This is a genomic window from Stenotrophomonas sp. AS012628 (genome assembly GCF_010608305.1).
Lineage (GTDB): Bacteria > Pseudomonadota > Gammaproteobacteria > Xanthomonadales > Xanthomonadaceae > Stenotrophomonas > Stenotrophomonas geniculata.
In genome coordinates, this window is the sequence record NZ_VMBJ01000339.1 from 1 (window position 1) to 205 (window position 205).

The 205-nt window shown below is 63.9% G+C and carries 1 protein-coding gene; it reads right to left on the reverse strand.

Translation table 11 applies throughout. The annotated features are described in order from the left end of the window. Positions 1 to 205, reverse strand: a 205-nt coding sequence (locus G5A07_RS22175; protein ID WP_191864068.1) for a molecular chaperone TorD family protein, incomplete at both ends; no start/stop codon positions are given.

Genomic DNA, 205 nt, shown 5'->3' on the forward strand with positions numbered 1-205 from the left:
GGGTCGCGAGGTGATCTTCGGTTTCCGTGATGCCCTCGGCGCGCTCCAGGCCGTGGCGGCGCAGATCGTCGCGCAACACCACGAGCGGCTTCTCGTTCATGAAACCGGCCTGGTAGTACGAGCCGTACAAGAACACTTCGGGCTTGCCGACGCCGATAAACAGTTCGGTGTATTCGTCGTCGGCCTGCTCGGCGGTGGTCTGGCC